At 41.9% G+C, this 21,679-nt stretch carries 21 protein-coding genes and 1 pseudogene; 10 read left to right on the forward strand and 12 right to left on the reverse strand.

Features of this window, described 5'->3' with window-relative positions; all coding sequences use genetic code 11:
* Positions 1-995: 995 nt before the first annotated feature.
* The gene (gene tyrS, locus ACG9ZB_RS13645) at positions 996-2,228 is read right to left on the reverse strand and encodes a tyrosine--tRNA ligase (protein WP_419326303.1); all 1,233 of its coding nucleotides are present in this window, start codon (positions 2,226-2,228) and stop codon (positions 996-998) included.
* A gap of 63 nt (positions 2,229-2,291) precedes the next feature.
* On the opposite strand from tyrS, the gene ACG9ZB_RS13650 reads away from it, so the two are divergent.
* A complete protein-coding gene (locus ACG9ZB_RS13650) occupies positions 2,292-3,419 on the forward strand; it encodes an anhydro-N-acetylmuramic acid kinase (protein ID WP_126039055.1) in 1,128 nt (375 codons plus the stop codon).
* A 111-nt stretch (positions 3,420-3,530) separates the two neighbouring features.
* Here ACG9ZB_RS13650 and ACG9ZB_RS13655 read toward each other — a convergent pair whose 3' ends face one another.
* From ACG9ZB_RS13655 to ACG9ZB_RS13670, 4 genes are all read right to left on the reverse strand, one after another.
* Positions 3,531-4,814, reverse strand: coding sequence for a lytic murein transglycosylase (locus tag ACG9ZB_RS13655; RefSeq protein ID WP_419326304.1), 1,284 nt, complete (start codon positions 4,812-4,814; stop codon positions 3,531-3,533).
* 791 nt (positions 4,815-5,605) lie between these two features.
* Positions 5,606-6,727 (reverse strand): 5-(carboxyamino)imidazole ribonucleotide synthase, encoded by a 1,122-nt coding sequence (locus tag ACG9ZB_RS13660; protein ID WP_419326306.1) that lies wholly within the window; start codon positions 6,725-6,727, stop codon positions 5,606-5,608.
* A gap of 15 nt (positions 6,728-6,742) precedes the next feature.
* Complete coding sequence (gene purE / locus ACG9ZB_RS13665; RefSeq protein ID WP_419326307.1) at positions 6,743-7,255, reverse strand: 5-(carboxyamino)imidazole ribonucleotide mutase; 513 nt, start codon at positions 7,253-7,255, stop codon at positions 6,743-6,745.
* Between the two features lie 192 nt (positions 7,256-7,447).
* A complete protein-coding gene (locus ACG9ZB_RS13670; protein ID WP_004977754.1) occupies positions 7,448-7,786 on the reverse strand; it encodes a DMT family protein in 339 nt (112 codons plus the stop codon).
* Between the two features lie 255 nt (positions 7,787-8,041).
* Between ACG9ZB_RS13670 and mpl the strand changes: the two genes are divergently transcribed.
* Positions 8,042-9,409 (forward strand): UDP-N-acetylmuramate:L-alanyl-gamma-D-glutamyl-meso-diaminopimelate ligase, encoded by a 1,368-nt coding sequence (gene mpl, locus ACG9ZB_RS13675; RefSeq protein WP_419326308.1) that lies wholly within the window; start codon positions 8,042-8,044, stop codon positions 9,407-9,409.
* Positions 9,410-9,469: 60 nt separating this feature from the next.
* Here mpl and ACG9ZB_RS13680 read toward each other — a convergent pair whose 3' ends face one another.
* The 3 genes from ACG9ZB_RS13680 to ACG9ZB_RS13690 form a co-directional block, all read right to left on the reverse strand.
* Entirely contained in the window at positions 9,470-9,844 is a 375-nt protein-coding gene (locus tag ACG9ZB_RS13680; protein ID WP_419326310.1) for a hypothetical protein, read from the reverse strand.
* Positions 9,845-9,938: 94 nt separating this feature from the next.
* Positions 9,939-10,223, reverse strand: coding sequence for a GNAT family N-acetyltransferase (locus tag ACG9ZB_RS13685; protein ID WP_004697494.1), 285 nt, complete (start codon positions 10,221-10,223; stop codon positions 9,939-9,941).
* 35 nt (positions 10,224-10,258) lie between these two features.
* A complete protein-coding gene (locus tag ACG9ZB_RS13690; RefSeq protein WP_419326311.1) occupies positions 10,259-10,543 on the reverse strand; it encodes a GNAT family N-acetyltransferase in 285 nt (94 codons plus the stop codon).
* 398 nt (positions 10,544-10,941) lie between these two features.
* On the opposite strand from ACG9ZB_RS13690, the gene ACG9ZB_RS13695 reads away from it, so the two are divergent.
* From ACG9ZB_RS13695 to ACG9ZB_RS13705, 3 genes are all read left to right on the forward strand, one after another.
* A complete protein-coding gene (locus ACG9ZB_RS13695) occupies positions 10,942-11,907 on the forward strand; it encodes a TerC family protein (protein ID WP_419326313.1) in 966 nt (321 codons plus the stop codon).
* Between the two features lie 184 nt (positions 11,908-12,091).
* Positions 12,092-12,454 (forward strand): hypothetical protein, encoded by a 363-nt coding sequence (locus tag ACG9ZB_RS13700; protein ID WP_279699871.1) that lies wholly within the window; start codon positions 12,092-12,094, stop codon positions 12,452-12,454.
* Between the two features lie 3 nt (positions 12,455-12,457).
* Positions 12,458-13,618, forward strand: a complete 1,161-nt coding sequence (locus ACG9ZB_RS13705; protein WP_419326315.1) for a glutathionylspermidine synthase family protein — start codon at positions 12,458-12,460, stop codon at positions 13,616-13,618.
* 382 nt (positions 13,619-14,000) lie between these two features.
* Here the strand turns inward: ACG9ZB_RS13705 and ACG9ZB_RS13710 are convergent, their stop codons facing one another.
* Positions 14,001-14,474, reverse strand: coding sequence for a hypothetical protein (locus ACG9ZB_RS13710; protein WP_058870669.1), 474 nt, complete (start codon positions 14,472-14,474; stop codon positions 14,001-14,003).
* 328 nt (positions 14,475-14,802) lie between these two features.
* Here ACG9ZB_RS13710 and guaD point away from each other — a divergent pair, with 328 nt between their 5' ends.
* From guaD to ACG9ZB_RS13725, 3 genes are all read left to right on the forward strand, one after another.
* Complete coding sequence (gene guaD, locus ACG9ZB_RS13715) at positions 14,803-16,119, forward strand: guanine deaminase (RefSeq protein WP_419326317.1); 1,317 nt, start codon at positions 14,803-14,805, stop codon at positions 16,117-16,119.
* Between the two features lie 226 nt (positions 16,120-16,345).
* Positions 16,346-16,873 (forward strand): hypoxanthine phosphoribosyltransferase, encoded by a 528-nt coding sequence (gene hpt / locus ACG9ZB_RS13720; protein WP_279699875.1) that lies wholly within the window; start codon positions 16,346-16,348, stop codon positions 16,871-16,873.
* Between the two features lie 172 nt (positions 16,874-17,045).
* Positions 17,046-17,297: a GlsB/YeaQ/YmgE family stress response membrane protein gene (locus ACG9ZB_RS13725; RefSeq protein WP_317455396.1), complete on the forward strand. Its 252-nt coding sequence runs from the start codon at positions 17,046-17,048 to the stop codon at positions 17,295-17,297.
* Between the two features lie 58 nt (positions 17,298-17,355).
* Here the strand turns inward: ACG9ZB_RS13725 and ACG9ZB_RS13730 are convergent, their stop codons facing one another.
* Positions 17,356-18,057: a DsbC family protein gene (locus tag ACG9ZB_RS13730; RefSeq protein ID WP_419326319.1), complete on the reverse strand. Its 702-nt coding sequence runs from the start codon at positions 18,055-18,057 to the stop codon at positions 17,356-17,358.
* A 106-nt stretch (positions 18,058-18,163) separates the two neighbouring features.
* Positions 18,164-18,754 (reverse strand): annotated as a pseudogene (locus tag ACG9ZB_RS13735) (cation transporter); the annotation flags it as partial.
* Here ACG9ZB_RS13735 and ACG9ZB_RS13740 point away from each other — a divergent pair.
* On the forward strand, positions 18,727-18,939 hold the full coding sequence (locus tag ACG9ZB_RS13740; RefSeq protein WP_419326321.1) for a metal-sensing transcriptional repressor: 213 nt from the start codon (positions 18,727-18,729) through the stop codon (positions 18,937-18,939). The pseudogene ACG9ZB_RS13735 and the gene ACG9ZB_RS13740 sit on opposite strands and share 28 nt — an antisense overlap.
* A gap of 165 nt (positions 18,940-19,104) precedes the next feature.
* Positions 19,105-20,250, forward strand: a complete 1,146-nt coding sequence (locus ACG9ZB_RS13745; RefSeq protein WP_419326347.1) for an MFS transporter — start codon at positions 19,105-19,107, stop codon at positions 20,248-20,250.
* Positions 20,251-20,293: 43 nt separating this feature from the next.
* On the opposite strand, the gene mnmE is transcribed toward ACG9ZB_RS13745, so the two are convergent.
* Positions 20,294-21,649 (reverse strand): tRNA uridine-5-carboxymethylaminomethyl(34) synthesis GTPase MnmE, encoded by a 1,356-nt coding sequence (gene mnmE / locus ACG9ZB_RS13750; RefSeq protein ID WP_419326323.1) that lies wholly within the window; start codon positions 21,647-21,649, stop codon positions 20,294-20,296.
* Positions 21,650-21,679 lie beyond the last annotated feature (30 nt).

Below are 21,679 nucleotides of genomic sequence, written 5' to 3' on the forward strand. Positions count from 1 at the left end.
CCCCCAAATTCACTTATTTGAAACAGGCGTTGGTTTTTTCTACAAAACTTAAGAAAAATCGTATTTTTCATCTATTTTTTGATCATATTTATCATTTTTTCTCTTATTTCTTTCAACATGAGTATTTCATTTCCAATCTTTAAAAGTCTTTTAAGCTTGAAATTTACGCCTTAGCATTTATTTTTTCTTTCAGCAGACTCTTACCAATCTTCTAGCAACGTTGTTTTCAGGTTTAAAATCACTCTGTATTCCGTTCATCTCTGTATTTTTGATAAATCATCTTTCTAAAGACGTAGTTCTTTTATATTTGATACATGCCTAAGCTAAAAAACTGCCACATCGCTATAAAGGCACCTAATTATTTAACAAGAATGGAGTGCTTAGTCTGTTTTTATTTCATTCGCATAAATAGCAAAACCCTCTTCTATGCACATCTCAATCAAAATAATTCAAGACAGAGCTGAAATAACAGCCACGATAAAGCTGGATGATAAGAAGCATCTGAATATAAGTAGAAAACGCAGTGTTATATACCTTTGAAGGTGATGACCAGCTTTATTTAAGAGTCTGTTGTACCCAACTTTTATGAAAGCTCGTTATTTGTCCGTGAGAGGCTGATTTTAAAAAACTAAATTTTTGCCAATAAAAAAGGAAGAGATCTCTCCCAAAACCTCTTCCTCGGAGTTAGATCGTTATCTGATCCATAGATGTCATTATTATAGTTATCTTAAAAAAAGTCCCTTGGGGAAGAGACTTGAAAACTGTGGAGAGTTATTCTTATTGAACCTGCTAGCGATGTTAAAAACATCGACTAGACGTTGAAATCTTATACACACTCATTTTAAATTGCAATATTTTTGGAAAAAATTAAGCATTGTTTTTATAAGGTTTTTTTTGAATTTACTTATTTGATTTTTTTATAAAGATTAAAAAAATAAAAAGCAGGCCGAAGCCTGCTTTTATATCAATAACTTAAAGCATATATATGCACTGACTTAGTCTGTAAAAGTGACTTTGGCAATGGCTTTTTTACCCGACTGGACAATTAAAGTGACATTTTCTTTAACAGAGAAACCCATATCGACCACGTTCCAATCGACTTTTACCGCACCACGACCCACGGCATCTTTTGCCGCTGCAGCATTTGGGTTTAAGCCCGCTACGCGAAGAATTGTTGCAATAAACAACTCGCCACCAAATTCTGCACGTGAAATTGTCACTTCAGGTGTTCCTTCTGGTAACTCACCCTCAGTAATCAGGTTGCCTGCACCTTTATGTGCATTTTCTGCCGCTTCTGCACCATGGAAACGCTCCACCAACTCAAGGGCTAGAATTTTCTTCACTTCTTGTGGATTACGCCCTTCAGCAATTTCGTTTAGCAGGACTTTAATATCATCAACAGATTTAAAGCTGAGTAAATCGAAATAGCGTTCAATTAATGCATCTGGCATCGAAAGGACTTTCTGATACATCGCCCCTGGTGCATCAAATACCCCAATATAATTACCCAAAGACTTAGACATTTTGTTCACACCGTCTAAACCTTCAAGGATTGGCACTGTAATGCAGACTTGCGCTTCTTGATCATAACGACCTTGAAGTGTACGCCCCATCAATAAGTTAAAGGTTTGGTCCGTACCGCCTAACTCAACATCTGCCTCAAGGGCAATCGAGTCATAGCCTTGAACCAATGGATATAAAAACTCATGAATTGCGATTGGTTGATGGTTGTTATAACGCTTGGTGAAGTCATCACGCTCAAGCATACGTGCAACCGTTTGCTGTGATGCCAACTGAATTAAATCAGCCGCTGTTTTGGTTGCAAACCATTCTGAGTTGAAGCGCACTTTAGTTTTATTCGGATCAAGAATTTTAAACACCTGTTCTTGATAGGTTTTTGCATTTTCAAGCACTTGCTCACGCGACAATGGTGGACGTGTTGCACTTTTTCCAGTCGGGTCACCGATCATCGCGGTATAATCCCCAATCAAGAAGGTCACGTCATGACCCAAGTCTTGGAAAGTTTTCAATTTATTAATTAAAACCGTATGCCCCAAGTGCAAGTCAGGCGCAGTCGGGTCAAAGCCCGCTTTAATTTTTAAAGGACGATTTTCTTTTAATTTCTTCAGAAGATCTTCTTCAGAAATAATTTCATGCGTGCCTCGTTGAATGAGAGCAAGTTGTTCTTCAGCCGGCAGGAAATTTGACATCACAAAACCCAAACACATCAGTTATTCAATTTGTGCGATATACTAACACTTTTTCAGCACATTGCAGGCTTTAGAATAATCATGACAGCGATCTATATTGGGGTAATGACCGGCACCAGCATGGATGGTGTTGATATTGTTGCTGCTTCTTTTGATCCATTGCAGCTTCACGCCACCCTCACTCTTTCTTTCGACCCAGATTTACGCGATGAACTGATGGCACTCACTTTGCCCGGTGACAACGAAATCGACCGTATGGGCAAGGCAGATGTGGCTTTAGCAAAGATGATTGGCGAAGGCATCAATCAGCTGATTGAGCAAAGTCATTTAGATCGTAGTCAAATCAAAGCGATTGGCTCACATGGACAAACCATTCGCCATCGCCCAGAGCACGGCTTTACCCTGCAAATTGGTGACCCAAACATCATCACTGAAATCACCCAAATTCCGGTGATTTCAGACTTTCGACGTCGTGATATGGCCGCAGGTGGCCAAGGTGCCCCGCTGGTTCCTGCGTTTCACCAAGATATGTTCCAACATGAAAGCATTCATCGCGTCATCTTAAACCTAGGCGGCATCGCAAATGTCAGCATGTTACCCGCAGGCCAACCTGATCAGGTCTACGGTTTTGATACAGGCCCAGCCAACATTTTAATGGACGCTTGGTGTGAACGCTTTACTGGACAGCCCTACGATGAAAATGGCAATTGGGCAGCTTACGGCCATCCGATTCGCAGCTTGCTTGATCGGCTCCAATCCCATGAGTATTTTTCTAAAGAACCACCAAAAAGCACTGGCCGTGAAGACTTTAACCTCGAATGGTTAGATGAACAAATTGCCGACTGGCGCAATGACCTTGAATATGACGAGCTTGAAGATAGTCCAGAAAATGTTCAAGCCACATTAATGAAGCTCACCACGCGCGCCATTAAAAAAGCCATCTATCGCTCCGATATGGATACGGGTGAAGTGTACGTCTGCGGCGGCGGTGCGTATAACTCGCATCTTTTAGAACAATTACGCTGGCGCTTACGTAAACACAATTGGTCTGTACAAACCACCTCCGCGATTGGCTTAGCCCCAACTTGGGTAGAGGCAACTGCCTTTGCTTGGTTGGCTATGCGCTTTATCCAGCAACTCAGTGGCAACTTACCGACAGTGACAGGGGCACAAGGTAACCGTATTCTCGGGACAATTACCGCGGTTTAAACATCACAGTACTTCTGACCTTTTAGTCGCAACCAGTGCAAATCAAAAAAAGCCAGTCAGGTGAATAACCGACTGGCTTTTTATCTATCTCAACATTTTTTGCTATTAATGTTAACGCATCATCAACTTGGCATTTTCCTGACGGAAGGCTTTTAAAATTTGCTGTCCCGCTCGTCCCGTCGGACTTAAACCTAAACGGATTTGCTCCTGTCGAATGGCTTGACGAGTTTTATCACCAATCAAACCATCTACCGCGCCAATATCATAGCCACGATTCAGTAAAAACTGCTGAATTTCACGACGTTCAGAACGTGAAGTGCCTGCATCATCAGTTGGCCAAGTTGTACTAAAACCGCCTTGCCCTTGTAAACGGTCTGACAAATGCGCAATCGCTAATGCATAACTTTCTGCTGCGTTATAACTATAGATTGCATCAAAGTTTTTAAACACTAAAAACAGTGGACCATTTTCACCAGCAGGTGCCATCAACCCCGCTTGCGAGCTAGAAGATAAATTGCCTTGAATTAACGCTGAGCCATCTGCGCGTACCAATCCGTTTTGCATCCAGTAAGATAAGGACTTCTTATTGCGACGACTTTCACCACTCAGAGAAATCGCTTGCGGATTTTTTACTTCAAAGCCCCAAGGTTGCCCAGTTTGCCAACCGCGTTTTTTGAGGAAATTGGCTGTTGATGCTAAAGCATCTGTAGTACTCGACACCAAATCACGGCGTCCATCGCCATCAAAGTCGACGGCCAGCTCTTCATACGTCGATGGCATAAACTGGGTATGGCCAAACGCACCTGCCCATGAGCCTTTCAGTTGTGGCTCCGTTAAATCGCCACGCTGTAAAATACGCATAGCGGCAAAAAACTCTCCACGGAAATAGCTTTGGCGGCGCCCTTCACAGCTCAATGTACCTAAAGCTTGTAATAATGGATATTTACCTGAAATATCGCCAAAATTACTTTCCACGCCCCACACGGCAACCACGGTCTCCGCAGGCACATCATATGCTGCCGCAACACGATTCAACACTTCACGATGCTGCGCCAATTTTTGCTGACCTACTGCAACACGCTCATCATCCACCAATCCTGACAAATAATCCCAAATAGGCGTGGAAAATTCAGGTTGGTAATTTAATTTTTCAATCACGGAATAATCAGGCGCTAAATTTTGCGTGTAGCGATCATAAGTAGACGCAGACACACCATTCGCCATCGCTTGGCTTTTTAAATTGGTAATACAGCTTTGAAATGAATTCTGAGGACGATAATCGGAAGTTGCGACATTTGAACTACCTGTAACTTTTTGACCATTAATAATGAGCTCAGCATTCGCCTGAGTCGCCGCTAAAAAAAATGAACCTAAAAGAAAAGCAAAACGGTGCATAAAATCCCTAATCATTCTTTATCTCTAAATTATGCTTTTTACCTTAACACTTTCGATTTCACTTTTCTGAATCAAAACGTAAATGAATATTCATTTTGGTTTAAATTCAAAACCATCTTTTAAATTTAAAACCACTTATCCACAACACTGCAGATCTCAACTTTTGAATTCAAAAACAACCTTTAGTTCAGCAAGCACTTTAAATTCAATCATCTTGTTTTAAATTTATTTTATCCAGATTTTTATTTAACATTCATAATCAACAATATACAAAGAATTAAACTTCGAAACCCAAGCTCAATATTTTTAAATTCAAAACTTTAAATTCATCTCACAGACTTTAAATTTATTGTTTTGAATTTAAATTCAAACAACATCAAAATTTTTAAATTCACTTTAAATTTAAACACTCGATTTAAATTTAAAACCCACTTTTAAATTCAAAATTTTACTTCTATTCTTTAAATTCAAAACACGCCTAAAAAGATATCCACATACCCAAGTTAACCGAGATTTCTGCTGTTTCAGCTTTTTTAGGTGAAAATCAGTGTCACATTCAATTGTGAGCTCTGTTTTAAAACGTGCATCTCTGTACAAAACTCGCTTTATTTTGCTTTCAGTTTATTTTTCTATGCGCTAATTTTATCTAAACGGATAAAAAACATGCAATTTATTTTAAATTTGATCCGATTAACGGTCACTTTTTTCAAAGAGGCGCAATCATGCCTGAATGAGTCCAAATAAAAAAGCGACCACTATCGTGATCGCTTTTTTTAACAACAACTGAAGCTTTAGATGGTCATATCTTCGCTCAGTGCCAATTGATTTGGTAAGATTTTAGCCAACTGGCGACATAGCATCGTGAGTTGAGCAGTGTCATTCGGCATTAAAGTCAGGTGACCAATCTTACGACCTTCACGTTCTTCCTTATTATAAAGATGTAGATGTACACCTTCTAAGGCCAAGACTTGTTCAGACTGTGGATATTGACCAATAATATTGATCATGACCGTAGGGCGAACCACTTCAGTTGAACCCAAGGGTAATCCTGCAACTGCACGAATATGGTTTTCAAACTGAGAGCATACTGCGCCTTCAATCGACCAGTGTCCTGAATTATGCACACGTGGCGCCATTTCATTGGCATACAAACCTTGGTCTGTGACAAACAGTTCTAAGGTCAACACGCCAACATAATTCAAATGATTCAATAGGCGAGTGATGTAGTCTTGTGCAACGGGTTGTAAGTCCGCACTATTCGGTGCAGGAACAATTGAATGCGACAAAATACCATGATGGTGATGGTTTTCAGTCAAAGGCCACGTTTTCACATCGCCATTTTGACCACGTACCGCAATGATCGAAACTTCACGCGAGAAGGTCACAAAACTTTCTGCAATTAAACTACCAGCAGGGCCTAATTCAGCCCATGCTTGTTCAATTTGCTGCTCAGAGCGCAATACGAACTGACCTTTACCATCATAGCCACCTGTGGCTGTCTTCAGTACAATCGGTAAACCCAGCTCAGCAACCGCAGCGCTTAAACTTTCTAGGGAATCTACCGCTTTATAAGGCGCAACAGGAATCTCAAGCTCATCAAATAACGCTTTTTCAGACAAGCGATGCTGTGCAATGGCTAAAGCCTGACGCGGCGGATGCATATCTTTTTGCTTGGTCAAAACATCAACATCGGACAAAGGTGTATTTTCAAACTCAAGACTGAAGACATCTGCACTGGCAATAAAGTCTTGTAAACCATTTTCAGTTTTGCTTGAAATCACGGTTCCTAAAGCCGCTGAAGGGCAGTCTGTACTCACATCAAAGAACGTACATTGAATATTTAGTGGCAAAGCCGCTTGCGCCATCATGCGACCCAGCTGCCCACCACCAAAAATACCGATGGTTTTATTCATGAGGAATGCCCCGTATTAAGCTTGGCCTGGAATATTGTTGCTTGCGACTTTGTCGGTTTGTGCAGCACGGAAATCGGCTACATTTTTTGCAATTTCAGGACATGTCAGACCTAAAATTTGTGCTGCCATAATCGCAGCATTGGTTGCGCCTGCTGGACCAATCGCTAAGGTACCCACTGCAATACCTGCTGGCATTTGCACAATCGATAACAGTGAATCGACACCGTTTAAAATCGAAGACTTCACTGGCACACCAAGTACAGGCAAATCAGTTTTCGCCGCACACATTCCCGGTAAATGCGCCGCACCGCCTGCACCCGCAATAATCACTTGGATACCACGGTCACGTGCTTGCTCTGCATATTCAAAAAGACGATCTGGTGTACGGTGCGCAGACACAACTTCCGCTTCAAATGGGACACCAAGCTTATTAAGCATATTGGCAGTGTGTTCGAGAGTGGCCCAATCTGATTGAGAACCCATGATAATTCCAACGAGAGGAGTGTCTTGTGAAGCGGCCGCATTCATTGCAATGTTTCCAGAGATAGTTAAGAGAGATAAATCTCGACTAGCGCCAAGCTTTAATAAGAGCCCCGTATTATAGACTGATTTTTCAGCTCTCCAAAATTTAACCGTACAACTAAATGCAGATTTTTCTTGTTTTTTTAGGCTAAAGCATAAAACTTAAATAAAAAGAGGACTGTAGCTTCATTTTTTAATTTATTGACTGCGAAAAACAAAATACACACAACCAAATAAACACAGTCCAGCCCACAAATAATCAAGCTTAAAGGGCTGTTTAAATAAGAAAAGCATAAAGGGCACAAAAACCAATAAAGTCACCACTTCTTGGGTGATTTTCATTTCACCCATTGACCAGCCTTGCTGTGACAGCATACGGGTCGCAGGAATCATAAAACTGTATTCCACCAACGCGATGAACCAGCTAAATAAAATGGCTTGCCAAAGCGGTACACCCGGCAAAAATTTTAAGTGTCCATACCATGCAAGTGTCATAAAACAGTTGGCAATAATCAATAAAATAAAGGGCAGGGACATGAAGCAAAATCGCTGAGTTTAGGAGCATTTTATTCTACGTTTTTTGCTAGAAAATTCAGCAAATATTGCACTTTTCAGCCGGCTTTTTTACAAAATAAAAGCACTGCTCAAGCCGCAGAATAATTAAACGATTAGATACAAGAATCACTATCTTTTCGCTAAGCGCCTTGCTATGGTTGCTTTCACATCGAATTAATCACGACAACAGCACCAATAATACGTGATGTGTCTATAAAAGCAGTGGAGTGAGGCGGAATGCATCTGCATATTTTGGGTATTTGTGGCACCTTTATGGGGTCTTTAGCGCTTTTAGCACGTGATCTTGGCCACACAGTGACGGGTTCGGATCTAAACGTTTATCCTCCCATGTCCACCCAGCTCGAAAATGCAGGCATTACCTTAATGCAAGGTTATGACCGCAGTCATTTACAACCGCATCCTGATTTAGTCATCGTCGGCAATGCGATGAAACGCGGGATTGACGCAGTTGAATACATGCTCAATGAAGGCTTGCCGTATATTTCAGGCCCACAATTTTTGGCCGATCATGTGCTCCAAGGTAAACACGTACTTGGCATAGCAGGAACCCATGGTAAAACCACCACCACTACCATGTTGGCTTGGGTCTTGGATCAGGCGGGTTTAGAGCCAGGTTTCCTGATAGGCGGTGTACCATTAGGTTTCTCTGAAAGTGCGCGTTTAGGTGCTGGTAAATACTTTTGTGTCGAAGCTGATGAATATGATTCTGCCTTTTTTGACAAACGTTCGAAGTTCGTGCATTACCACCCCAAAACGGCCATTTTAAATAACCTTGAATTTGACCATGCCGATATTTTTGATGATCTAGCAGCAATTCAAAAACAATTCCATCACTTGGTTCGTACCATTCCAAGTGAAGGTCGTATTATTGCGCCGATTACTGAAAGCAATATTGATGAAGTTTTAGAACAGGGCTGTTGGACGCCTGTGGTTCGTACCTCTTTAGAGGCCCACGACCAGTCTGAATTGTATGCCGAACAACTCAGTGCGGATGGTTCGCACTTTAAAGTCCTCCAACACGGCGTGGTGAAAGGCACGGTGCAATGGAACATGACAGGGCAGCACAGCGTAGCCAATGCTTTGGCGACTATCGCTGCGGCTGAACATGTGGGCGTAAGCATTGAAAAAGCGTGTGAAGCACTGTCTAACTTTGGCGGCGTGAAGCGTCGTATGGAGCTTTTAGGCACGGTACGTGGCGTTGAAGTGTATGATGACTTTGCCCATCACCCAACCGCAATAGATACGACGCTAGAAGGCGCACGTAAGCGTTTAGGCGAGCGTAAGTTGTGGGCGATTATTGAACCACGTTCAAATACCATGCGCATGGGAAGCCATAAAGATGGACTTGCGCACTCTGCGCGTTTGGCCGATGAGGTGATTTGGTATCAACCAGAAGGTTTGGATTGGGACTTACAACCTGTCATTGCAGCTGCACCGAACAAGGCTGTGGTTGCACGTACATTAGATGACATTATCCATACCATCGTCAGTGATGCAGGCGAGGGCGATGCTGTTGTGATCATGTCTAATGGCGGCTTTGGTGGTTTACACCAAAAATTGATTAGCGCCTTAAACGCAGAATAATTTGTTCTCACTTAGACGAAAAAACCCGCATATGGCGGGTTTTTTTACAAGCTTATTCAATTAAAAACCAGACATCGTACCCGTATATTCAAAGTCTTTTAGTTTTGCCCAACCTTGAACCGTGTCTCTCAAGCGCTTGCTGAAATACATGATCGAAACCCACTGTTCTTGGCCATCATCATAGGTGCTATAAGCAGTGATATGGTCATTTTTAATCATAAACAGATCTTTGATTTTACAAGCATTGCTCGGTGCTGAATGAAAATATACTCTGGTTTTAGCAATCACCTTCATACCCCAACGTGGAATAATCTGAACTTCTTTTTGTTCTGCCTTTTCCTCAAGTTTTACACAATCTTCAGCATGCAATAAAGGGAAAACTGAACAGAATAGGGCAATAGATAAAAGCGTATTTATATACTTTTTCACCATCATTCAGCGCTGCAAAACACAAAATAGAACTGTAATCGCAGCTATATCGATCTCATTTTAGCTTAACCTTTAGAGTTGCGATGAATGTTGTGAACAATTAAGCCGCAACATCTTCAAAACTTTTCTCACGGCGAAACATCACATCGACATAAGAGCAAGTTGGGATAATTTTCAAGTTTTTCTCACGTGAAAAATCAACCAGAGTATCCAACAGCAAACGCGCCACCCCTTGACCCCGCAGTGAATCATCGACCCAAGTATGGTTGGCATCAATGGTTGTCTCGTCCCGCCAAATATAGCTAATTTCAGCAATACGCTGACCGTCTGCATTATTTAAGAAAAACTCACCTTTTTGATCACGATCTACATGTTGAAATTGCATAGCACACTCATTGAATGGATTGATGGTTATCTATCTTAGAGGAATAAAACATCATGAATAGATGGATCTTTGTCGAATACCGATTTGGAAAAAGGGCACAAGGGTAAAATTTTCACACCCTTATCACGGGCAAAGTTAACCAAAACATCCAATAACTGACGCCCCACATGTTGCCCACGCAGCAACTCACTGACGCAAGTGTGATCAATAATAAATTTATCGTCCCCAGCCCAACTATAGGTCATTTCCGCCACACGTTCGTTTTCTTGTTCAACAAAAACTTCGCCTTTACTACCTGTTTCTTGATGTTGAATTTTCATTATTATTCCTCTTTTGTTTACTGTTTTTTTTAGCTTGCCATAAATTGAAGCAAAATTTTGTCTCATTTATATTTCATCTACAATTTTCTTTAATATTTGCTCAAACCATAAAAATATGCGATGCTTAGCTCACTTTTGGATCAAATCCAAAACCAAATTTATATTGAACAAGGGGAGTAGCCTCCTCCAAACGTGAAAAATCAATGCCATGCATCACTTTCACGTGTCAGATTATCGTCATTACACTTTGCAAAAAGTCGGTATCTGAGCATTTTAGCGCACAAAATACATACGCTAAAATGTAGGCAAGACCTTGATCATGTTGTCACAGATGTTTTATTTCATCTGGCAGCAGGTCAAGGTTTTTTTGTGGCCGATTGCTGGATGTGGAGGATTTCATGGAATCTATCGGCAATTTATGGCTATACATTGCTTTTTTCGGCATTGTTACCGTGATGCTACTGATCGACTTTTTAGGCTTTAAACAAAAAGAAGGTCAAGAAGTTAAAATCAAAACCGCCGCTTTATGGAGTATTGCGTGGGTTTCCGTCGCATCAATCTTTGGTGCAGGTCTCTGGCTTTATTTACAACAAACTGCAGGTGTCACTGTGGCCAACACCAAGGTCATGGAGTATTTTGCAGGTTATTTACTTGAAAAATCTTTAGCCGTTGACAACGTCTTTGTGTGGCTGATGATCTTTGCTGCTTTTGCCATTCCACCTGCATTACAACGCCAATTACTGCTTTACGGTGTGTTGGGTGCGATTATTCTACGTACCATCTTTATTTTTATTGGCGCGTGGTTCGTGCAAGAGTTCTCATGGATTCTGTATATCTTCGGTGCGTTCTTGGTGTATACGGGCTTCAAATTCTTCAAAGGACAAAACGAAGAAGAAACCAATATCGAAGATATGGCGATCTTAAAATGGTTGCGTAAACATATGCGGATTACCCCGCAACTGCATGGCAACAAGTTCTTTGTCCGTCAAAACGGCATGTTGTGGGCAACGCCGCTGTTCTTGGTATTAATTTTAGTTGAAGCATCGGATGTGATTTTCGCGGTGGATTCCATTCCTGCAATTTTCGCGGTGACTTCTGATCCGTTTATTGTGTTGACTGCAAACTTAATGGCGATTTTGGGTCTACGTGCGATGTTCTTCTTGTTGTCTGGTGCAGCAACCAAGATGCATTATCTCCCGTATGGTTTAGGTATTATCTTGGTATTCATCGGCTTTAAGATGCTCATGTTGGATGTGTTCCATATGCCAATTTGGATTTCACTGGGCTTTATTGTGTTGGTGCTGACCATTACTGCGATCTTGTCGATTCGATACAGTAAGAAACATCATCAAACCACCCTCTAATGTTTTAAAAAAGCCTTCCACAGTGAAGGCTTTTTTATGACCAAATTTTAGTATGCGCAAGACTTAATCCTATGATTTTCTGTGTAAATGTACTGTACTTTGTGTAGACAGCTCCCTATGATAAGCGGGCTTAAAACCCTTGGTTTTACCTGTAAAAATAAAACAACCCGAAGGTTGCTCATCCATGCGTACCAAAAAATTAACTCTTGTTGTGGTGCCAGTTTTGCTCACGGCATGTAGCGGTTCTAAAACCCTACAACAGGATGTTTATAATAACCAATACAACTGCTACCAAGACTGGCATTTTGAACTGTGCGAACCTGCCAACGAAGAGAGTTCGTCAAGCTACAGTGGCTCTACTGGGGTTTATATCGGCCCTCAATATTATAAAAACAACCGTAAAGTCCGTTACTTGGGTCAAGTCATGAAAGCTCGCGGACGTCATTCGACGGGCACACCTAGAATCTCGACTCACGTTTTTAGCCATGCCAAATCCCAACCCATTCGTGGAGGCTTCGGCCGTGGCGGCGGCTCGTTCGGAGGTTAATACATGAAACGAGTTCTATTCCCTGAGCGTGCAAACTGGCAACAGGCTCATCAAGAGATTGGTTTTGACTACTACAACTTGCCGTCGCGGGATGGTTCAATGTATTGGTCAGAAGGGGTGGCTTATGAGTTTAGCCTCAAGCAAATTGAACAGCTTGAAGATGCCTCGAACGAATTACACCAGATGTGCCTTGAAGTGGCAGGGGATATGATTCAACGCGGTCATTATCCCGAATATTTTCAAATTCCCCCAGCAGCAATTCCTTTGATTGAACACTCATGGAATAACCAAGCGCCGATGCTCTATGGCCGTTTCGATTTTGCCTATGATGGTCAAGCCATTAAAATGCTGGAATACAATGCCGATACGCCAACGGGTTTACTCGAAGCCTCTGTTGCACAGTGGCACTGGATTGAACAGGTTGAAAACATTGCAAACCGTGATCAATTCAACAGCATTCATGAAAAGTTGATTGAGCGTTGGAAACAGCTTTATCCTACACGTAGCCGTGTCCATTTCGCAGCCTGCCAAGAAGCAGGACGTGAAGATTGGGGCAATTTAGAATACCTCATGGATACTGCTTTTCAGGCAGGCTTAAATGTCAGCGAACTGTCGATGGAAAACATCGGTTGGAATGGCACAGCCTTTGTCGATTTGCATCAGCAAGAGATTCAGCATTTATTTAAGCTATATCCGTGGGAATGGATTTGGGAAGAAAGTTTTTCGCAGTTTCTCAAACCTGAAACCGAATGGATTGAACCGTGTTGGAAAATGCTACTCTCCAATAAAGCCCTGTTGATCGAGCTATGGAAACGCTTTCCAAATCATCCATTGTTGTTAGAAACCCATGCTTATGATGCGCACGCCCACTACGCAGGGAAATGGGTACGTAAACCAATCTTAGCGCGCGAAGGCGCAAATATTCATATCCTACAAAACAATGTCGATTGTGGCGCAGCCTCAGGTAGTTTTTACTTCGATGACTACGACAAATATGGCTATGTCATGCAGCGCTGGGTAAAAACTCCGTTGCACAAAGGCATGCTGCCCACCTTGGGACTTTGGATGGTCGGGGATGAATGTGCAGGGATGTCACTGCGTGAAGATGTATTTGATGTGATCGGCAATGATGCACATTTTGCTGCGCATTATTTTGTGGAATAAAGTGGTGCTCTAAATCAGCTATTTAAAATAGCTGTCCAAAAATTAATACGGGTCTGTTCAGGCGTTTTAGTAGGAGTACTACCACTTTTAGGTTATTCACGGCGGAGTCTTATCTTTTTTAAGTTCAATACTGGGAGCTTAGTTATTCTTTTGTTTCACCAAATGAGAAGCGAAGCTTCGTAAGAAAAGCATTTGTCCTCCGCAAAATCTGTTCACTTTCTATAATTAAAAAAATTTGTGTTGCAAAAACAATCTATTCCAAACACTACGCAGGTTGAGGATGACGCTTGCGTGTATCAAATAGAATTTAAATTGAAAAAGAAAATGCCTGTCAAATCTAAAACTGACAGGCATACATTCGAAAACAATATTTTTTTCAAGCTTAAATGGTATGCGCTTTAACCCGCTTCATATAAGACACCAAACGCGTGAAAAACAAGATTTGCAGGAAGATGGTAAATAGCGAAATAGTCCATTCATACCAATCATCAAACGCTGTGCCTTCTAGATTAAAAGCAAAATAAAGGCCTAATAACACTGCACCAAACACAACACCAGCCACGGTGGTTTGTACCAAAATGGGAAAAGACAACGCTGTGATTCGACCTAGGAAATGCTCACCCTCATCCCCGCCATTGGCTTTATAAGCACTTTGAATCCCGATAAACATAATCAATAAAGTCAGAAGTCCCTCAATACCAATCACACGGACATCCCCATAGGGTGAATACATACCGTAGTAATACACCACTGAAACCAGTAAGGCGGTGACTAAGTAATAATTTTTATAATGCTTCTTATCGAGGGTATTGCTAGATAATTCATGTGCTAATGCTTTGGTATTCCAAAAATACATGCCGGTCATTGTCTCTTATTTTATCAATGTCGACACTGTACTGACTCAGCATTTAAAGATAAAGACTTTCTCAACAAAATTTTGCGAATAGATTGAATCATTTAAGCGCAAAGCTTGTGCTTATGTATGACATAAAAAATCATGATCTTATCGATGGCATGGATACATGTCTGGCCTCAAAACAGTTCAATTTTTTAGAAAATACTGCTCCAGTCTTTCATTTAAAATCTAGCGTTCACAACACACATAAAAACTTCATTAAATAGCCGTGAAAAAAATCCAGTTTACGGTACAATCAATCGAAAAAAAGTCAAAACACAGGTTTAAAATGTCTTCTGTAGTTGCAACGACGGCGGTTCGCGGTCGCTTCCTAGATATTCAGAATACGGTTGCCCAAGCGCGTGAAATTCACGACCAAGTGCGTTACGTAGAAGATGGTTTACTGATTAGCCAAAATGGCAAAATCCAATGGTTTGGATCTTGGCAGGAGGGGCAACAGCACCTTCCTATTGGCGTCGAGGTTCAGCACTATCCTGAACAATTGATTGTGCCGGGTTTTATCGACACCCACATTCATTTTCCACAAACAGAAATGGTGGGGGCCTATGGTGAACAGCTACTCGAATGGCTCAATACGTATACCTTCCCAACCGAATTACAATTTTCAGATAAAGCCTATGCCGACCAGATTGCTCAATTCTTTGTGCAAGAACTGCTAAAAAATGGCACCACCACAGCCTTGGTCTTCTGTACCGTGCATACCGAATCAGTCGATGCTTTATTTGAAGCAGCAGGACAGCACCAGATGCGTCTGATCGCAGGTAAAGTCATGATGGACCGTCATGCACCTGAAGATCTGTGCGACACGCCTGACAGTGCTTATGCGGACTCTAAAGCACTGATTGAGAAATGGCATGGCAAGGGTCGTAACCTGTATGCGATTACGCCACGTTTTGCCCCAACATCAACACCAGAGCAATTGGCTAAAGCAGGGCAACTCAAAGCTGAATATCCAGATGTGTATGTGCATACACATTTAAGTGAAAATAAAAATGAAATCGCTTGGGTAAAAGACTTATTCCCTGAGCAGCAAGGTTATCTCGATGTTTATCATCACTTTGGTTTAACTGGTTCACATTCGGTCTTTGCCCACTGCGTGCACTTAGAAGAGGCTGAGTGGGACTGCATGCATCAAACTGACTCTGCAATTGCTTTCTGTCCGACCTCCAATCTATTTTTAGGCAGTGGTTTATTTCCATTGAATAAGACTTGGGACAAGCAGGTAAAAGTTGGGCTCGGTACAGACATTGGTGCAGGGACCTCTTTTAACCAACTACAAACTCTGAATGAAGCCTATAAAGTACAGCAGCTTCAGGGTGATAAACTATCTGCATTTGAATCGCTTTATCACGCTACGCTGGGCGGTGCCAAAGCACTGAGCTTGGATGATAAACTCGGTAACTTTAATTTGGGCAAAGAAGCGGACTTTGTGGTGCTCGACCTCAAAGCAACTGCGTTACAAGCATTACGTCAACAACATGCAAAAGGGATTGAAGATGCGCTATTTGCCCTAATGACCATGGGCGATGACCGTAATATTCATGCGACTTATATTTTTGGTCAGAAAGCCTATGTGCAAAACTAAGTAGCAAATAGCGAAAATTTAAGCAGCTAATCGAGTTTTGAAACAACTTTGATTTTCGCCTCTAAACCAAGCAGCATCCCGCCTGCAATGAAATGATTACATTTCCAGCGGGCAAAAGGGGGTGCATCTCGTTTAGAGATATATTAAAATTAATGCATATATAGAGGTGTTGCAGGTCAACGCCTTTTTTATTTTTGATTTTTTTTTAATTTTTAGGTATCTACCCATGACCGTTCAAATGAGCGTAATGATTTCTACTGAAGAGATTCAAGCGAAAGTAAAAGAGCTTGGTGCACAAATCGATGCGCATTATGCAAACAGTGATAAGGAACTCGTACTAATTGGTTTATTACGTGGTTCAGTCATTTTCATGGCAGACTTATGTCGTACGATTTCAAAACCCCATGAACTCGATTTCATGACGGTTTCGAGCTACGGCAGCGGTACGGTATCTTCACGTGATGTAAAAATTTTAAAAGATTTAGACGGTGAAATTCGCGGTAAAGATGTTTTGGTCATTGAAGACATCATCGACTCAGGCAACACCTTGAGCAAAGTACTCGAAATTTTAGAAACACGCTCTCCCAACTCAATTGAACTATGTACCTTAGTCAGCAAACCTTCACGCCGTGAAATTGAACTCGATGTGAAGTTTTTAGGCTTTAGTGTCGAAGATCGATTCATTGTGGGTTATGGCCTAGACTACGACCAAAAGTACCGTCATTTGCCATTTATTGGTGAAATTGGTCTTTAAGATCAATCGACAAAAGAGTGGCCGAAGGCCACTTTTTTTATTTTTACTATTAGCTAAGTACATAAAACATACAGTTTTTAGCAGATTCGCTCTACTGCACAGTCGCATTATGCCCGATGATATTTTTGCACATGATGTAAAAACAAAGACATGATAAAAAAGGAGCTGGCTCATGTGGTCACTTATTGTTGCAATCGTGATTGGTTTTATTGCAGGTCTCATCGCACGTGCTGTCCATCCTGGCGATGACAAAGCGGGATTTATTGTCACCACTTTACTGGGGATTGCAGGTTCTCTCGTAGCCACTTATGGTGGTCGTTTACTCGGTCTATATAGTGAAGGTTCTACCGCAGGCTTTATTGCGTCAGTTATTGGTGCCATTATTATTTTATTCATCTACAACATGGTCACCAAAAAAAGCTAAACTTATCCATTAAAAAAAGCACCGTTGCAGGTGCTTTTTTATCTATATCTTTGAACTCTTATAAGCCTAGTTCACGCCACATATTTTCAATGGTGGTTGACGGCACAGCACCATTCACTTTAAAGCCATTTGAGAAAATAACCACAGGCGTCCCTTGTAAACCCAGACTACGACCGAGTTCAATGTTGCGCTCAATTGGATTGGCACACGGTTTTTTCGATGTCGGTTGGGTCCCTTTCGCGATCAAATTTTTCCACGCGAGGGCAGGGTCTGCTTCACAAAACACTTGTTTTGACGGTGCAATCGATTGCGCCTTAATGGCATAAATAAAGGTATAGATGGTCACATCATTTAGTTTATTCAGCTCAGCCTCTAACTGCTTACAGTAAGGACAGTTTGGGTCTGAAAAAACCGCCAATTGGCGTTTGCCGTTGCCTTTAACGCTTTTAATCGCGTCTTTTAGCGGCAGCTTGCTCCAATCAAGTGAGTTCTGTTGCACATATAAGGCAGCACTTAAATTTTTCTGATCTTTTAAGCGCACCATCGAACCGGCAATCACATGCTCAGCCGCTTCGCCTAAATACACAATTTCGCCATCTAAAGATCCGCTATAAATGCCCGACATTTCTGTTTTTTGAATATTTTGAACATTAATATTTGGATAATTCTTTTTTAAGTTGGCTTGAACACTTTCTACGCTGGCCATACTCATGCTTGCAATTGCACTTGTGAGTAGTGCCAAACCCAGTTTTTTTATCATCACTTTTTGCTCTTTCAATCGGAGAACCACGGCGCTAGTGTAGAGCGTATTATTCAAGCATTGAATCATTTTTTCCATGGCTTTACCGAAACCTAACACGCCTTGCTTATGAACTGGTCAAAGTTTCACGTGGAACAGTTTGAGCCGTGCTATTAATTTCCACCGAGACATGAATAATTTCCTCATGAATCGAGAGCATTGCCCGCACGCGATCCGCAGTTAAGTTTACCGTCGTTTCTAAAGCCAAAATGCAGGAAAACTTGCCTTTGCCTATTTTCCAAACATGTAAATCGATCAAGGTCGTCTGCGGTAGTTCTGCCAACACTTGGCGAATTTCATCCACTACATGCATAAACGCAGCTTTCTGATTTAAATCATGATGATGGTGATGTACTTCTGAGGCATGATGGTGACCATCATGCAGCAACCATGCAGAGATTAAATTCACCAATAAGCCTAAAATCGCAATTGGAATCGCTTCGTTATAATGAATTTGTACAGGCGAGAATAGACGCTGAATCGAGTGAAAAGCCATAAAACCTACTACTACCATCAGCAAAATAGCACTGCTGTAGCCTGCAAGAATTTCAATTTTCCATGTGCCGAGACTAAAGTGTTGATCATAGGCATAATGCCGTACAGCACGATAGGCAAAATAAGCCAAACCCAGTGCGAACATATGCGAAATCATATGCCAATACACATTCAGATGCCAGTTGTATCGAGGTTTTACAACAAGTCGCTACTATTAAAGGCGCGGTCAATGGGCTGATGAATGAACTAGTTGCAGCACACTTACGCAATCATGTATTAGCACAAGCTGAACAGGTCAATGAAGAGGAGTTGGCTGAGTTCTTAAAACTGCTGAAACGCTATGGCTAAGTTTTATTGCGTTCTTTTTCAAGTTTTTAGTTGACCATTTTTTCCACAAACCGATACACTGTTGCTCTCTATCCTTTTTCTCTTAGGCATCAAAATATTCTTGTTTTACCGAGAGAGCCGCATGGCATTTGCATGACAACAAGCACTTCTTGGCGTCCATTTTGTATGGTCAGCCTCGCCTTAATGATGGGAACGATGGGGACTGCCTTAGCCAGTCCACTTTACCCGCTGTATCAAGCCTTATGGCATCTGGTGCCGAGTCAGATCACCTATATTTTTGTGGCTTATATGTTTGGTTGTCTCGCTACTTTACTGTTTCTCGGCCGGACCAGTAATAGCATTGGCTATTTACGAACCTTACAAGTAGGGTTGGTGTTTATTAGCATCGGGTTGGTGATTTCCGCTTATGCTTCTGATGCTCTCATCTTATCTTTGGGGCGTTTTATTATTGGTATTGCATCTGGTTTGATGACCACTTCGGCCTTACTGGGACTGATGTATACCGTGCCCAAAAGCCATCAACAGATTGCACCACAACTGAGTTCGATTATTACCGCAGTAGGCTTTGGCTTAGGCCCACTGATTGGTGGCCTGATAGCTCAATTTTCAGAATATCCGTTGGTCAGTCCCTATCTACCCGTTATTCTTGGCGCTGTACTATGTTTCTTTGGTTTATTTTGGGTTGAGTCTCCCACATTTACCGCACAGCCCTTTAGTATCACCCCAAAGCTACTCCGACCAGAAGTGCAATATCATCAGTTGTTTTTGATCGTTGGATTTACCGCATTTAGTGCCTTTGCCGCGTTTAGTTTATTTGCATCCTTATCACCTTCATTTGTGCGGGATATTTTGCCGTGGCACGGCCCCCTCATTAGCGGTTCAGCCATTACCAGTATTCTAATTGTCTCTGCCGTGGTGCAGTATTTTGCCAGAAGTATTCCTGCTTATAAGTGCCTTAACTATGGCTTAATCACCTTGATTGCAAGCTTAGGCATTTTGGCGCTGGGTATGCTATTTCAACTGAGTGCATTTTTCTTTATCAGTGATTTTCTCGTCGGTGTCGGTCATGGCCTGACCTTGATTGGTTCCTTTGGTCTCATTCATGCCATGACCACCTTAGAGAATCGTGCTGCGGTGATGTCGACTTATCTTTTTATTGGTTATTTAGGTACGATTGTGCCTATTGTAGCTGTGGGTTACCTGGCAGATCACTTTGGATTAAGTTTCGGGGTCATTAGCTTTTGCATTGCCATCGCTTTATTGTGTGTTTATCTGTGGTTTGCGCATAAAAGCAGTATACGTCTGATTTAAATATCAAAAACCCTGTGATCAGGGCTTTTGATATTTAGCGATGTTATTTTCCAATACAGAACGATCCAAAAATTTTCCCAAGCAAATCATCCGCACTAAAGTCCCCTGTAATTTCACCGAGGGCATTTTGCGCCAAACGTAGCGACTCTGCGACCAACTCACCCGCGTTATACACCACCAATTGTTCACGCGCTTCAGCAAGGTAAAGCTGAGTGCGTTTCATTGCGTCTAAATGGCGTGTACGTGCAATAAAGGTATCTTCTTCAGGCTGGAAGCCTGCATGCGCTGTAATCGCTTCTATGAGCGCTTGAACGCCAGTTTCTTTCTTTGCCGAAACCATAATATGACGGAAGCCGTTAAAATCTTCGATATGCGATTTTGTTTCCATCAAATCACACTTATTACCAATCAGCATTAAACGTTTCGGTTCAATATGCTCAGCAAAATATTCTTGCGCCAGTTTGAGTGGGTCTTCGCCTTGGCTTAAGTCATAGACTAAAAGTAACAGGTCGGCTTGCTCAATTTCTTTAATGGCACGACGAATCCCTTCTTTTTCGACAATATCGCCGGTTTCACGTAAACCCGCGGTATCAGTTAAGGTAATGGGTAAACCATTCATGGTAATTTTTTCATGTAATACATCCCGCGTCGTACCTGCAATATCCGTCACAATGGCGCGTTCAATGCCCGCTAATGCATTGAGCAGTGATGACTTACCCGCATTCGGTTTTCCTGCAATCACCACTTGTAAACCTTCACGCAGCAACTGTCCTTGACGAGCCGATTGTTGCACTTGGTTCACAGCAGCTGTAACACCATCTAAAAGATTTAAAATTTTCCCATCCGCAAGAAAATCAATTTCTTCTTCAGGAAAATCAATCGCAGCTTCCACATGCAAACGTAGATGAATCAATTGCTCCAACACGCGATTTACTTTAGTTGAAAATGCGCCTTGTAATGAGCGTACCGCAGAACGTGCAGCGGCTTGAGACGTCGCATCAATCAAATCGGCGATCGCTTCAGCCTGTACCAAATCCAGCTTGCCATTTTCAAAAGCACGCATGGAAAACTCACCGGCTTTTGCTGCAATCGCACCGAGCTCCAACAAACGCCCCAGTAAAGCATTTTGAATGACAGGGCCACCATGACCTTGCAACTCAACCACATCTTCACCAGTAAACGAGTTCGGGTTCGGAAAACAAATCGCTAAGCCCTCATCCATCACCTCGCCAGACGCATCATAAAACTGGCGAAAACCTGCAAAACGGGCTTTCGGTAAATCTTTTTGGGTCAAGGCCTGTGCAATCTCATAAGACTTGGGACCAGATAGGCGAATGACCCCCACACCACCACGCCCAGGTGGTGTTGCAATGGCAGCAATCGTGGTTCGGTTGTACATAACATTCACCTAAAAAATCTTAAAAGTCAC

It is taken from the genome of Acinetobacter johnsonii (assembly GCF_048551975.1).
GTDB lineage: Bacteria > Pseudomonadota > Gammaproteobacteria > Pseudomonadales > Moraxellaceae > Acinetobacter > Acinetobacter johnsonii_A.

What these genes read in the sequence shown, in the direction of transcription:
- ACG9ZB_RS13695 (WP_419326313.1), top strand. Translation starts at nt 10,942, where the DNA reads ATGGAATCTATCGGCAATTTATGGCTATACATTGCTTTTTTCGGCATT.
- guaD (WP_419326317.1), top strand. Translation starts at nt 14,803, where the DNA reads ATGTCTTCTGTAGTTGCAACGACGGCGGTTCGCGGTCGCTTCCTAGAT.
- ACG9ZB_RS13680 (WP_419326310.1), bottom strand. Translation starts at nt 9,844, where the DNA reads ATGATGGTGAAAAAGTATATAAATACGCTTTTATCTATTGCCCTATTC.
- mpl (WP_419326308.1), top strand. Translation starts at nt 8,042, where the DNA reads ATGCATCTGCATATTTTGGGTATTTGTGGCACCTTTATGGGGTCTTTA.
- ACG9ZB_RS13730 (WP_419326319.1), bottom strand. Translation starts at nt 18,057, where the DNA reads ATGATAAAAAAACTGGGTTTGGCACTACTCACAAGTGCAATTGCAAGC.
- ACG9ZB_RS13725 (WP_317455396.1), top strand. Translation starts at nt 17,046, where the DNA reads ATGTGGTCACTTATTGTTGCAATCGTGATTGGTTTTATTGCAGGTCTC.
- hpt (WP_279699875.1), top strand. Translation starts at nt 16,346, where the DNA reads ATGACCGTTCAAATGAGCGTAATGATTTCTACTGAAGAGATTCAAGCG.
- ACG9ZB_RS13650 (WP_126039055.1), top strand. Translation starts at nt 2,292, where the DNA reads ATGACAGCGATCTATATTGGGGTAATGACCGGCACCAGCATGGATGGT.
- ACG9ZB_RS13705 (WP_419326315.1), top strand. Translation starts at nt 12,458, where the DNA reads ATGAAACGAGTTCTATTCCCTGAGCGTGCAAACTGGCAACAGGCTCAT.
- ACG9ZB_RS13685 (WP_004697494.1), bottom strand. Translation starts at nt 10,223, where the DNA reads ATGCAATTTCAACATGTAGATCGTGATCAAAAAGGTGAGTTTTTCTTA.
- ACG9ZB_RS13710 (WP_058870669.1), bottom strand. Translation starts at nt 14,474, where the DNA reads ATGTATTTTTGGAATACCAAAGCATTAGCACATGAATTATCTAGCAAT.
- tyrS (WP_419326303.1), bottom strand. Translation starts at nt 2,228, where the DNA reads ATGTGTTTGGGTTTTGTGATGTCAAATTTCCTGCCGGCTGAAGAACAA.
- ACG9ZB_RS13655 (WP_419326304.1), bottom strand. Translation starts at nt 4,814, where the DNA reads ATGCACCGTTTTGCTTTTCTTTTAGGTTCATTTTTTTTAGCGGCGACT.
- mnmE (WP_419326323.1), bottom strand. Translation starts at nt 21,649, where the DNA reads ATGTACAACCGAACCACGATTGCTGCCATTGCAACACCACCTGGGCGT.
- ACG9ZB_RS13660 (WP_419326306.1), bottom strand. Translation starts at nt 6,727, where the DNA reads ATGAATAAAACCATCGGTATTTTTGGTGGTGGGCAGCTGGGTCGCATG.
- ACG9ZB_RS13690 (WP_419326311.1), bottom strand. Translation starts at nt 10,543, where the DNA reads ATGAAAATTCAACATCAAGAAACAGGTAGTAAAGGCGAAGTTTTTGTT.
- ACG9ZB_RS13745 (WP_419326347.1), top strand. Translation starts at nt 19,105, where the DNA reads ATGGTCAGCCTCGCCTTAATGATGGGAACGATGGGGACTGCCTTAGCC.
- purE (WP_419326307.1), bottom strand. Translation starts at nt 7,255, where the DNA reads ATGAATGCGGCCGCTTCACAAGACACTCCTCTCGTTGGAATTATCATG.
- ACG9ZB_RS13700 (WP_279699871.1), top strand. Translation starts at nt 12,092, where the DNA reads ATGCGTACCAAAAAATTAACTCTTGTTGTGGTGCCAGTTTTGCTCACG.
- ACG9ZB_RS13670 (WP_004977754.1), bottom strand. Translation starts at nt 7,786, where the DNA reads ATGTCCCTGCCCTTTATTTTATTGATTATTGCCAACTGTTTTATGACA.